Below are 12,341 nucleotides of genomic sequence, written 5' to 3'. Positions count from 1 at the left end.
CCCCAATCGTTCGGATCTCAGCATAAGCCCTTGACCGAATGCAGAGTACTGAACTAAGTATTCTGAATACAAAATTCGGATGGCCAGGGAGGGAACCACAGCCATGGGCCTGACGCGTGTACCGGGGCTGCTCTACGGGGGCGACTACAACCCCGAGCAGTGGCCGGAGGAGGTCTGGGCGGAGGACGTCCGCCTGATGGCCGAGGCCGGGGTGAACGTCGCGACCGTCGCGGTCTTCTCCTGGTCGAGGCTCGAACCGGCGCCCGGCGTCTACGAGTTCGGCTGGCTGGACCGGGTGCTCGACCTGCTGCACGAGCACGGCATCGCCGCCGACCTGGCCACCGCCACGGCCACCCCGCCGCCCTGGCTGGTCCGGCTCCACCCCGAGGTGCTGCCGCAGGACGCGGCTGGCACCCGGCTGGAGTTCGGCTCCCGGCAGGGGTACTGCCCGTCCTCGCCGGTCTTCCGGGCGGCCACCGTGCGGCTGGCCCGGGCGCTGGCGGAGCGGTACCGGGACCACCCGGCGCTGGTGATGTGGCACGTCGGGAACGAGTACGCCGACCACACCACCGAGTGCTTCTGCCCGGAGTCGGCCCGGGACTTCCGGCGCTGGCTGGGCGAGCGGTACGCCACCCTGGACGGGCTCAACGCGGCCTGGGGGACGTCCTGCTGGGGCCAGCACTACACCGACTGGAGCCAGCTGGAGCCGCCCCGCAGGGCCCCCGGCCCGGTCAACCCGGCCCAACTGCTGGACTGGCGGCGGTTCTCCAGCGACGCCCTGCTGGCCTGCTTCGAGGCCGAGCGCGCGGTGCTCAAGGAGGTCACCCCGGAGGTTCCGGTGACCACCAACTTCATGAGCGTGCTGCGCGATCTGGACTACTGGAAGTGGGCCGCCGCCGAGGACCTCGTCACCGACGACGCCTACCCGGACCCGGCCGATCCGGAGGCACACGTCAAGGTGGCGCTCAGCTACGACCTGATGCGCTCGCTCAAGCGGCAGCCCTGGCTGCTGCTGGAGTCCGCGCCCAGCGCGGTGAGTTGGCGCGAGGTGAACGTGCCGAAGGCGCCCGGCGTGATGCGGCTGCACAGCCTCCAGGCGCTGGCGCACGGCTCGGACGGGGTGATGTTCTTCCAGTGGCGCCAGGCGAAGTACGGCCCGGAGAAGTTCCACTCGGCGATGCTGCCGCACGGTGGCACCGACACCCGGCAGTGGCGCGAGACGGTCGCGCTCGGCGCGGACGTCCGGCGGCTCGCCGGGGTGGCCGGGACGGAGACCCGGGCCGAGGTGGCGCTGGTGCTGGACTGGGAGAGCTGGTGGGGCCTGGAGGCCCCCGAGTCGATGCCGTCGAACCGGCTGAAGCTGCATCGGCTGCTGCTCTCCTGGTACGCCCCGCTGCACGCCCGGGGCATCGCCGTCGACCTCGTCCCGCACGGCCGGGACCTGTCCGGCTACCGGCTGGTGATCGCGCCCAACCTCTACCTCTGCACCGCAGAGCAGGCGGCCGATCTGGCCTCCTACCAGGGGCAGTTGGTGGTCGGCCCGTTCAGCGGCGTGGTGGACGCCGCCGACCAGGTGCACGACGGCGGGGCGCCCGGGCCGCTGCGGGAGCTGCTCGGCCTGCGGGTCGAGGAGTTCTGGCCGCTGCCGGACGGTGAGACCCGGGCGGTGGAGACCGCGGACGGCGCGGTGCTCACCGCCCGGACCTGGACCGAGTGGGTGGAGACCGAGGGGGCCGAGGTGCTGGCCCGCTACCGGGGCGGCCCGCTGGACGGCCGCCCGGCCGTGACCCGGCACGGCACCGCCACCTATCTGAGCTGCCTGCCGGAGGACCCGGCACCGCTGCTGGACGCGGTGCTGGCCGCCGCCGGGGTGGCCGGCACCGCGCTGCCCGAGGGCGTCGAGCTCTGCCGCCGGGACGGCCACCTGTTCCTGCTCAACCACGGGGCCGGGCCGGCCACCGTGACCCTGCCCACCGACGGCACCGACCTGCTGACCGGGCGTCGGCTGACCGGCACCGTCGTCATCCCGGCGCACGACGCCGTGGTGCTCGAACACTCCTGAGGAGCGAGATGAGCCACCCCTACATACCCAACGCCGGGGCGGAGGCCCGGGCCGCGATGCTGGCCGAGATCGGCGCGGCCGACGTGGCCGAGTTCTACGGCGACATCCCGGCCGACCTGCTGCTCGGCCGCCCGCTGGACCTGCCGGAGCCGTACGCCGACGAGCAGGGCCTGGTGCGGCACGTGCGCGGCCTGCTGGCCCGCAGCACCGACACCACCGAGCTGCTCAGCTTCCTCGGCCACGGCTGCTACCCGCACCACGTGCCGGCGGTCTGCGACGAGGTGAACGGCCGGGGCGAGTTCCTCACCGCCTACGCCGGCGAGCCCTACGAGGACCACGGCCGCTTCCAGGCGCTCTTCGAGTACGTCTCGATGATGGCCGAGCTGCTGGAGATGGACGTGGTCAACGTCCCGACCTACGACGGCTACCAGGCCGCCGGGACGGCGCTGCGGATGGCCGCCCGCTACACCGGGCGCAGCCGGGTGCTGGTCAGCGGCGCGGTGGCGGCCGACAAGCTGGCCAAGATCCGTGACTACCTGGCCCCCGACCTGGAGGTGGTGCTGGCTCCGGTCGCCGCATCCGGGGAGATCGGCGAGGTCGTCCTCGACGAGAGCTACGCGGCGCTCTACCTGGAGACCCCGAACGTCTACGGCGTGGTCGAGACCCGGGGGCGCCGGCTCGCCGAGCAGGCCCATGCGGTCGGCGCCCTGCTGGTGGTCTCCACCGACCCGGTCTCGCTCGGCGTGCTGGCCCCACCGGCCTCCTACGGGGCCGACCTGGTCTGCGGCGACATCCAGTCGCTCGGCATGCACCAGCAGTACGGCGGCGGGCAGGCCGGCTACATCGCCAGCCGGGACGAGGAGCGGCTGGTGGCCGAGTACCCGTCCCGCCTGTTCGGCATCGCGCCGACCGGGGTGGAGGGCGAGTGGGGCTTCGGCGACGTCTTCTACGACCGCACCTCCTTCGCGCTGCGCGAGGAGGGCAAGGAGTGGGTCGGCACCGCCGCCGCGCTCTGGGGCATCACCGCCGGGGTCTACCTGGCACTGATGGGCCCGCAGGGGATGCGCGAGCTGGGCGAGACGGTGCTCGCCCGCACCCGGTACGCGATGACCGCGCTGGCCGGTGCCGGGGCGGTGGTGCGCCATCAGGAGGCGATCCACTTCCGGGAGTTCGCCGTCGAGGTGCCGGACGCCGACGCCCTGCTGGCGGTGCTGCTGGAGCAGGGCATCCTCGGCGGGGTCCGGCTCGGCCCGACCGAGCTGCTGGTCTGCGTCACCGAGCGGCACTCCATCGCCGACATCGACACCCTCGCGGCGGCCGTCAAGGACGCCCTGGCCACCTCCGGAGGTACCCGGTGAGCTCGCACGGAGAGTCCTTCGCCACCCTCCCGGTGGCGCCCAAGCCGGCCCTGCGCCGCTTCCACCAGGCGCGCTGGGACGAGGAGATCGTCTTCGAGCTGTCCCGGCCGGGCCGGCGCGGCGTCGGCGTCCCGGCCCCGGGCGCCCCGCTGGTCGAACTCCCGGACGGGGTAAGGCGGGAGACCCCGCCGGCGCTGCCCGAGCTGTCGCAGAACCAGGTGGTCCGGCACTGGTTCCGGATCTCCCAGGAGACCCTGGGCGCCGACTTCAACATCGACGTCGGCCAGGGCACCTGCACGATGAAGTACAGCCCGAAGGTGAACGACACCTTCGTCCGGGACCCGAAGGTGGCCGAACTCCACCCGCTCCAGCCGGAGTCCACGGTGCAGGGCGTGCTGGAGGTGTACTGGCGGCTGGAGCAGATCCTCAAGGAGGTCTCGGGCATGGCCCGGGTCTCGCTCCAGCCCGGGGCCGGCTCGGCGGCGATCTACGCCAACGTCGCGATGATCCGCGCCTACCACGCCTCCCGGGGCGAGGGGGAGCAGCGCGACCAGGTGATCACCACCATGTTCTCCCACCCCTCGAACGCGGCCTGCGCCAAGGTGGCCGGGTACGAGGTGATCACCCTGATGCCGGACGCCGACGGCTACCCGGACATCGAGTCGCTGCGCGCCGCCGTCGGCCCGCGCACCGCCGCGCTGCTGATCACCAATCCGGAGGACACCGGCATCTTCAACCCGAAGATCCGCGAGTTCGTCGAACTGGTGCACGCGGCGGGCGGGTTGGCCTGCTACGACCAGGCCAACGCGAACGGCATCCTGGGCATCACCCGGGCCCGGGAGGCGGGCTTCGACCTCTGCCACTTCAACCTGCACAAGACCTTCTCCACCCCGCACGCCTGCGGCGGCCCGGCGGCCGGCGCCTGCGGTGTCTCGGAGGCGCTGGTGCCCTTCCTGCCCGGCCCGGTGGTGGACCGGGTCGGCGAGGAGTACCGGCTGACCGCGCCGGAGAGCAGCGTCGGCAAGATCCGGCCCTTCCTCGGCGTGACGCCGAACGTGGTGCGGGCCTACGCCTGGGTGATGGCGCTCGGCGCCGAGGGCCTGCGCGAGGTGGCCGAGACGGCGGTGCTCAACAACAACTACCTGCTGCACAAGGTGCGGCAGATCCCCGGCGCATCGGTGCCGTGGCCCGAGCGGCGCCGGGTCGAGCAGGTCCGCTACTCCTGGCAGGAGCTGTCCGAGGAGACCGGGGTGCACTCCGAGGAGATCGGCATCCGGGCCGCCGACTTCGGGCTGCACTACTGGACCAGCCACCACCCCTACGTGGTGCCCGAGCCGTTCACCCTGGAGCCGACCGAGTCGTACTCCCGGGAGGACCTGGACGAGTACGCCGCCGTACTGGCCCACGTGGCCCAGGAGGCGCGCACCGACCCGGAGTTCGTCAAGGGCGCGCCGTACCACCAGACCGTGCACCGGATCGACGGCAGCTGCCTGGACGATCCGGCGCAGTGGGCCCCGACCTGGCGTGCCTACCTGCGGAAGCACCGGCGGTGATCGTCGGCCTGCTGGTCAACCCGGTGGCCGGGCTCGGCGGCGCGGTCGCGCTCAAGGGCAGCGACGGGGCCGGGGTGCAGGCCAGGGCGCTGGCCCTGGGGGCGGTGCCCCGGGCCGGGGAGCGGGCGGCGGCGGCGCTGCGGGCGCTGGGCGCGCGGCGGCCAGGTCTGACGGTCCGTACGGTGGCCGGCCCGATGGGGGAGGACAGTGCCCGGGCCGCCGGGGTGCGGTACGAAGTCGCCTGCGGCTTCGGCGAGGTGGGCACCACGGCGGCGCACACCCGGGCGGCGGTCGCGGCGCTGGCCGGTGCGGACCTGCTGCTCTTCGCGGGCGGGGACGGCACCGCCCGGGACGTGCTGGACGCCGGGCCGGCCGGGGCGGTGCTCGGCGTCCCGGCCGGGGTGAAGGTGTACTCCGGCTGCTTCGCGGTCAGCCCGTTCGCCGCCGGGGTGACGGCGGCCGGGTACGACGGGCGGACGCTGGAGGCCGAGGTGGTCGACCTGGACGAGGAGGCCCACCGGGCCGGCCGGGTCGGGGCCCGGCTGTACGGGACGCTCCGGGTGCCCGCCGCCCGGGTCCGGCTGAGCGGTCGCAAGACCGGCTCGTCCGCCGCGCCGCCCGGCTCGGTGGAGTCGATCGCCCGCGCGGTGGCGGCCGAGATGGCGCCGGGGGTCTCGTACGCCCTCGGGCCGGGCGCCACCACCCTGGCGGTCGGGCGTCAACTCGGCCTGGAGCTCACGCCCTTGGGCGTGGATCTGGTCCGGGACGGGGAGTTGCTGGCCCGGGACGTCACCGAGCAGACTCTGCTCGTCCATGCCATGTCACAGGTCACGTATGCGGTGCTCTCGGTCATCGGGGGCCAGGGCTTCGTGATCGGCCGTGGCAACCAGCAGTTCAGCCCACGGGTGCTGGAGCGGCTGGCCGGGATCACCGTGCTCGCCACCCAGCAGAAGCTCGCCGCGCTCGGCGGCCGTCCGCTGCTCGTCGACACCGGGGACCCGGTGGCCGACGCGGCGCTCGGCGGCCCGGCCCGGGTGGTCACCGGCCACCGCGAATCCGTGGTGTACCGCATCCAGTCAGCAAGTGAGGACCTATGAACACCCTGCAGAACAAGGTCGCCATCGTCACTGGCGGAGCCTCCGGCATCGGCCGGGCCACCGCCAAGCTGTTCGCCGCCGAGGGCGCCGCGGTGGTGATCGCCGACCTGGCCGACGCCGGCCCGGTGGTCAAGGAGATCGAGGCGGCCGGCGGCCGGGCCACCGCCGTGCGGGCCGACGTCTCCTCGGAGACCGACTGCGAACGGGTCGTCACCATCGCGGTGCAGACCTACGGCGGGCTGCACGTGCTGTTCAACAACGCCGGGATCACCCGGCGGCAGACCGCGCTGGAGATCACCGCCGACGACTGGGACCTGGTGATGGCGGTCAACGTCCGCTCGGTCTACCTGATGTGCCGCTTCGCGATCCCGGCCATGAAGGACGGCGGATCGATCGTCAACACCGGCTCCGGCTGGGGACTCAAGGGCGGCGGCCAGGCCCTGGTCTACTGCGCCTCCAAGGCCGCCGTGGTCAACATGACGCGTGCCCTGGCGATCGACCACGCGGCGGCCGGCATCCGGGTCAACTCGGTCAACCCCGGCGACACCGAGACCCCGATGCTCCGCGAGGAGGCCCGCCAGCTCAGCGAGGAGTGGGCGGCGTTCGAGAAGGACGCGCACGACCGCCCGATGGGCCGGGCCGGCACGCCGGAGGAGATCGCCAACGCGGTGCTCTTCCTGGCCGGCGACGCCAGCAGCTACATGACCGGCTCCGCCCTCCTGGTGGACGGCGGCGGCCTCGCCTGAACCCGTGGTACCGCACCACCCACCCTCTCAACACCCCCCCACGATCGGGAGCGTTCATGTCCGTGTTCCGCAGAAGAACCGCACTGCTCGCCGTCGCCACCGCCTCGGCGCTCGCCCTCACCGCGTGCAGCGGCTCGGGCGGCTCCGGGGCCCTCGGGTCCTCCGACGCCAAGGACGGCAAGGTCACCATCCGCTGGTCCACCTGGGGTTCGGCCGACGACCTGGACGCCTTCAAGGCGTTCACCGACGACTTCACCAGGAAGCACCCGGACATCACCCTCAAGTTCGAGCCGGTCGCCTCCTACGAGGACTACAACCCGAAGCTGCTCACCCAGCTCACCTCCAAGACCGCCCCGGACGTCTTCTACGTCGGCGACGACTTCATCGGCAAGCTGGTCTCCGACGGCGTACTCGCCCCGCTGGACCAGCAGTTGGCCGGACCGGACAGCAAGAGCAAGCCCGCCGACTTCTTCGAGGGCATCTACGGCGGGGCGAAGAAGGCCGGCGTCACCTACGGCGTACCGAACGACACCAACCCCGAGGTGCTCTGGTACGACAAGAAGGCGCTCGCCGAGGCGGGCGTCACCGAGGACCCGGCGGCCCTGAACGAGGCCGGCACGTGGACCATGGACACCTACCTGGCGATGAACGCCAAGCTCAAGGCGGCCGGCAAGTACGGCTCGATCTTCTGGAACTGGTACGGCTCCACCTACAGCATGGTGAACGGCTTCGGCGGCAAGGTCTGGGACGGCGGCAAGTTCGTCGCGCCGAGCGACCCGAAGAGCCGTCAGGCGCTCAAGGTGCTGGCCGACGGCTACCAGGACAAGACCTTCGCCTCGGCCGACCTGCTGCCGGAGGGCAACGGGCCGGGCACCCAGTTCGTCAAGCACAAGGCCGGCTTCTACGCGGGCGGCCGGTGGGTGGCCGAGAGCATCAAGAAGGGCGGGGACCTGGGCAGTTACGACATCGTGCCGTTTCCCTCGCAGGACGGCAAGCCGATCCCGGCCGCGGTGGCCGCCTCCTACCTGGCGGTCAACAAGGACAGCAAGCACCAGAAGGAGGCGTTCACCTTCCTCACCGAGTTCGTCTCCAAGGAGGGGCAGACGCTGCGGCTCAAGGGCGGCACCGGGGTGCCCTCGGTCAAGGGCGCCGACGAGCTGGTGACGGAGGGGAACTACCCGGCCCACGTGAAGACCTTCCTGGCCGCCCGGGACAACGGCTTCGCCAACTACCCCGACGAGGTGGCCGTGCCGGGCCTGACCAAGGCGATCAACGACCAGCTGATGAAGATCTGGGAGGGCAAGACCGGCCTGGACGCCGGCCTGACCGAGCTCCAGACCCTGGTGGACGGCATGAAGGGCAAGCAGGGGTGAGAGCCGTCACCGAGGCCGCCGCGCGCGAGGGTTCGCGCCGGTCCCGCCGTTCCGCCGCCGCCCCCGGGAGCGGCCGCGAGCCGCTCTGGCGGCGGCGGGACCGCCGCTGGGCGCTGCTCTTCACCGCGCCCCAACTGCTGGGCCTGCTGGTCTTCCTGGTCGGCCCGCTGGGCTTCGCCGTGGTGCTGTCCTTCATGGAGTGGGACGGGCTGGGCGAGGCCGGCTGGATCGGCATCGACAACTACCGTGCCCTGCTGACCGACCCGTACTTCGGCAAGGCGGTCTGGAACACCGTCAAGATCGGCCTGATCACCGTGCCGGGCGGGCTGCTGGTCTCCCTGCTGCTGGCCCTGGCGCTGCACGGGGTGAAGGGCCGGACGGTCTACCGGATCGTCTACTTCCTTCCGGTGGTGACCAGTTCGGTCGCCGTCTCGGTGCTCTGGCAGATCATCCTGGGCAGCGGCACCGACGGCATCCTGAACGGCACCCTGCACCAGCTGTTCGGCATCACCCCGCCGAGCTGGCTGGAGGACCCGGTCTGGGTGGTGCCCGCCATCGCGGTGGTCACCGTCTGGTCCTCGCTCGGACTGAACGTGGTGATCTTCCTGGCCGGGCTCGCCACCATCCCGGCCAACCTGCTGGAGGCGGCCCGGATCGACGGGGCCGGTCCCTGGCAGACCCTGCGCTCGATCACCCTGCCGCTGCTCTCGCCGACGGTCTTCTTCACCGTGGTGGTCTCGGTGATCAGCTCCTTCCAGGCGTTCGACCTGATCTACGTGCTGGTCAACCCGGACCACAACGAGGGCGCCCAGACCATCGTCTACAAGGTCTACCAACAGGGCTTCCGGGAGTTCCACTTCGGGCTCTCCAGCGCGGCGGCGCTGCTCCTGCTGCTGCTGACGCTGCTGGTCACGGCGGTCCAGTTCAAGGCGCAGAAGCGCTTCGTCCACTACGAGTCGTGAGGCCGCGATGACGACCCACCCCATCCGCCTGCGGCGGCGGGCGCTCGGCCGGCAGGCGCTGCTGCACGCCGGGCTGACGCTCGGCGGCCTGCTGATGATCTTCCCGTTCGTCTGGATGCTGCTCACCTCCTTCAAGGGCGTGCAGCAGATGATCAACGAACCGCTGGCATGGCTGCCCGACCCCTGGCGCCCGGAGAACTACGGCGACGTGCTGCGCGCGGTGCCGCTCGGCGAGGCGTACTGGAACAGCATGTACATCGCCGCCGTCACGGTGGCGGCCACCCTGCTCACCGCCGCCATGGCGGCCTACGCCTTCGCCCGCATCCCGTTCCGGGGCTCGGGCCCGCTGTTCGGCCTCTTCCTGGCCACCCAGATGGTGCCCTCGCAGGTCATCGTGGTGCCGCTGTACATCATGCTGGCCAAGCTCCAGATGATCGACTCGCACCTGGCGCTGATCCTCCCGGCGATCGCCAACCCGTTCGCGGTCTTCCTGCTGCGACAGTTCATCCGGGCCGTCCCGGTGGAGCTGGAGGACGCCGCCCGGATCGACGGGGCCGGCCGCTGGACGATCTTCTGGCGGATCATCCTGCCGAACATCCGGCCCGGGCTGTGGACGCTGGGCATCATCGTCTTCCTGGGCAGCTGGAACAGCTACTTCTTCCCGCTGATCTTCCTCAACAGCCCCGAACTCTTCACCGTCCCGCTGCTGTTGGACTCCTTCAACTCGGCTAAGGGCGGGCTCGACTACGGACTGACCGCCGCGCTGTCCGCGATGACGGTGCTGCCGATGCTGATCGCCTTCCTGATCGGCCAGCGCAAGATCCTCAACAGCATGGCCGAGTCCGGCCTCGGAGGCCGCTGATGTCCGTGGACCTGGACCTGGTGGAGCGGCCGTTCACCGAGCGGGGCTCTCGGCTGCTGGTGCTGGCGGAGGAGGACGGGCTGCGGGTGGCCCGGGCCGAGTACGAGCAGCCGCTGGTGACCGAGGTGTCCCGGCTGGTGCTGCGGGACGCCGGGGGCGCGCGGCTGCCGGTGGTCTCGGCGAGCCCGGTGGAGGTGCGGTTCGCCGGCGGGGCGGCGCTGCTGTTCGCCGATCCGTCGACCCTGGTGCTCACCGGGGAGGGCGCGACCGCGAGCTGGCGGCTGCCCGGCGGGACGGTGCGCTCGCTGGAGCTGACCGGGTGTCACGTGCTGCACGGCCCGGCCGGGGAGTGGACGGCCGGTGCGGTGCGGGCCGCCGCCGAGCGGCGCTGGGCCGACTGGTTCGACCGGATGCCGCAGGTGCCGGCCGACCTGGCCGAGCGGGCCCGGATGGCCTGGTGGACGCTGGCCGTCAACCTGCTGCCGATCGGCGGCCGGGAGGGCCTGGTGCCGTCCAAGTACGGCTACCTGGGGGTGTGGAACTGGGACGCGCTGTTCCACGCGGTGGCGCTGCGGCACGCCTCGCCGGCGCTGGCCCGGGAGCAGATCCTGCTGTTCCTCGACCACCAGCTGCCGAGCGGCCAACTGCCGGACGTGGTGCACGACTTCGGGGTGCTGGCGGAGACCACCGACCTGCCCCGCTCGGACCTGGCCCGGCTGAGCGAGCACGTCGGGCAGGCCAACGGGGCCGAGGTCGGCACGGCGCCGGTGCCGGTGACCAAGCCGCCGCTCACCGCCTGGGCGGTCTGGCAGGTCCACCTGGCCGATCCGGACCGGGACTTCCTGGCCGAGGTGTACCCCCGGCTGGTCCGGGCCCACGAGTGGTGGTTCACCGACTCCGACCCGGACGGCGACGGCCTGCCCGAGTACCTGCACCCGTACTCCTCCGGCCTGGACGACAGCCCGGTCTGGGACTACGGCCCGCGCGCCGAACCCCCGGACCTCAACTCCTACCTGATCCACCAGGCCGACCGGCTGGCCGACATCGCGGAGGCCGTCGGCCGCCCGGCGGAGGCCTCGCGCTGGCGGGAACGGGCGGCCGCGCACCAGGAGTTGATGCTCGCGCGGCGCTGGGACGGCAGTCGCTTCCGGACCCTGTCCGACGGTGCCGAGGTGCGGGTGCGGACCGTACTGGACCTGATGCCGCTGTTCACCGGCCGCCTCCCCGCCGAGGTGGCGGCCGAGCTGGACCGCACCCTGCGCTCGCCCTCGTTCTGGGGCGAGCACCCGGTGCCCACGGTGGCGTTCGACGACCCGGCCTTCGAGGCCGAGGCGATGTGGCGCGGACCGGTCTGGCTGAACGTCAACTACCTGCTGGCCGAGGGGCTGGACCGCTCGGGCTTCCCCGGCACCGCCGCCGAGCTGCGCCGCCGCACCCTGGCGATGGTCCGGGACGGCGGCGGGCTCTACGAGTACTGGAATCCGCTGACCGGCGCCCGGGCGGCCCGGGCCACCTCGGGCTTCGGCTGGTCCGCCGCGCTGTTCGTGGACCTGGCGGCTGCCGCCTCGGAGCCGGCCCCCGGGGTCAGCCGGCCGACGGCACCAGGGGGAGGGTGAGCACCACGGTGCGGCCGGCGCCGGTGCTCTCCACCGCGAAGTGCAGGCCGGGGGTGTCGCGCAGGGCCGCCCAGCCGGCGTCCCGGAGGTGGCCCTGGGCGAAGGACCAGTACAGCGCCTCGCCCGGGACCACCGGGCCCTGGTCCGCTATCCGCACCTCGGCCTCCCCCGAGCCCGTCCGGACCGCCGTCACGGAGGTGCGGGCCCACGGCGGGTTGCGCCGGACGGCCTGCTCGACCAGGACGGCCAGCAGCCGGTCCAGCTCGGGCTGGGCCAGGGCGACCTCGGGCAGCCCGCTGGGCAGCCGCACGGTCACCGCGCGGGCCGGCAGGCCGGCCAGGGCGAGGCGCACCGCCTCGGGCAGGCTGGCGGCGACGGGAGGGAGCAGCGGGAGGCCCGGGAGCCCGGCCGGAGGGAGGACCGGTGCCGGGAGGGCGTCGTCGTGCCGGTGTTCATCGGGATGGTGATCGGGGTTCACCGTGCCGTTCGACGGCTCGGTCATGACCTCTCCTGGCTGGTGCTTCGGCAGGTTCGATCATACTTTCGCACCCCGACACCCCCGGACACGTCAGCCCACGGTCCTGGATTCGGACGTCACACGGCCGGGGGGCCCCCCCCCCCCGCGGGGGGCCCCCGCCGCGTGACGGGCGGGCCGCGGCGGCTCGCAGGGGGGCCCCCGGGGCGGCCCCGGGGGGCCGGCCCCCCGCCCCCC

10 protein-coding genes are annotated in these 12,341 nt (G+C 72.6%); 9 read left to right on the top strand and 1 reads right to left on the bottom strand.

What is annotated here, in order from left to right:
- Positions 1-103: 103 nt before the first annotated feature.
- The 9 genes from ACIRBX_RS18235 to ACIRBX_RS18195 are packed head-to-tail and all read left to right on the top strand — an operon-like array spanning position 104 to position 11,629.
- Positions 104-2,062 (top strand): beta-galactosidase, encoded by a 1,959-nt coding sequence (locus tag ACIRBX_RS18235; protein WP_402297825.1) that lies wholly within the window; start codon positions 104-106, stop codon positions 2,060-2,062.
- Between the two features lie 8 nt (positions 2,063-2,070).
- Positions 2,071-3,420 carry an aminomethyl-transferring glycine dehydrogenase subunit GcvPA gene (gene gcvPA, locus ACIRBX_RS18230; protein WP_402297823.1) on the top strand — a complete coding sequence of 450 codons (1,350 nt, stop codon included), beginning with the start codon at positions 2,071-2,073 and terminating at the stop codon, positions 3,418-3,420.
- Entirely contained in the window at positions 3,417-4,973 is a 1,557-nt protein-coding gene (gene gcvPB / locus ACIRBX_RS18225) for an aminomethyl-transferring glycine dehydrogenase subunit GcvPB (protein ID WP_402297821.1), read from the top strand. Before gcvPA ends, gcvPB begins: the two co-directional genes overlap by 4 nt.
- The gene (locus ACIRBX_RS18220; RefSeq protein WP_402297820.1) at positions 4,970-6,070 is read left to right on the top strand and encodes an ATP-NAD kinase family protein; all 1,101 of its coding nucleotides are present in this window, start codon (positions 4,970-4,972) and stop codon (positions 6,068-6,070) included. The genes gcvPB and ACIRBX_RS18220 overlap by 4 nt, the downstream gene beginning before the upstream one ends.
- A complete protein-coding gene (locus tag ACIRBX_RS18215; RefSeq protein ID WP_402297818.1) occupies positions 6,067-6,816 on the top strand; it encodes an SDR family NAD(P)-dependent oxidoreductase in 750 nt (249 codons plus the stop codon). The genes ACIRBX_RS18220 and ACIRBX_RS18215 overlap by 4 nt, the downstream gene beginning before the upstream one ends.
- Before the next feature lie 56 nt (positions 6,817-6,872).
- Entirely contained in the window at positions 6,873-8,189 is a 1,317-nt protein-coding gene (locus ACIRBX_RS18210) for an ABC transporter substrate-binding protein (RefSeq protein ID WP_402297816.1), read from the top strand.
- Entirely contained in the window at positions 8,186-9,151 is a 966-nt protein-coding gene (locus ACIRBX_RS18205) for a carbohydrate ABC transporter permease (protein WP_402297814.1), read from the top strand. Before ACIRBX_RS18210 ends, ACIRBX_RS18205 begins: the two co-directional genes overlap by 4 nt.
- Before the next feature lie 7 nt (positions 9,152-9,158).
- Positions 9,159-10,013: a carbohydrate ABC transporter permease gene (locus tag ACIRBX_RS18200; protein ID WP_402297812.1), complete on the top strand. Its 855-nt coding sequence runs from the start codon at positions 9,159-9,161 to the stop codon at positions 10,011-10,013.
- Complete coding sequence (locus ACIRBX_RS18195; protein ID WP_402297811.1) at positions 10,013-11,629, top strand: amylo-alpha-1,6-glucosidase; 1,617 nt, start codon at positions 10,013-10,015, stop codon at positions 11,627-11,629. The genes ACIRBX_RS18200 and ACIRBX_RS18195 overlap by 1 nt, the downstream gene beginning before the upstream one ends.
- On the opposite strand, the gene ACIRBX_RS18190 is transcribed toward ACIRBX_RS18195, so the two are convergent.
- Positions 11,598-12,131: a hypothetical protein gene (locus ACIRBX_RS18190; RefSeq protein WP_402297809.1), complete on the bottom strand. Its 534-nt coding sequence runs from the start codon at positions 12,129-12,131 to the stop codon at positions 11,598-11,600. The two genes, ACIRBX_RS18195 and ACIRBX_RS18190, sit on opposite strands and share 32 nt — an antisense overlap.
- Positions 12,132-12,341 lie beyond the last annotated feature (210 nt).

It is taken from the genome of Kitasatospora sp. NPDC096147 (assembly GCF_044763225.1).
Taxonomy (GTDB): domain Bacteria; phylum Actinomycetota; class Actinomycetes; order Streptomycetales; family Streptomycetaceae; genus Kitasatospora.
The sequence above is the reverse complement of the archived record's forward strand: the minus strand, read 5'-3'. Positions and strand labels throughout refer to the sequence as shown.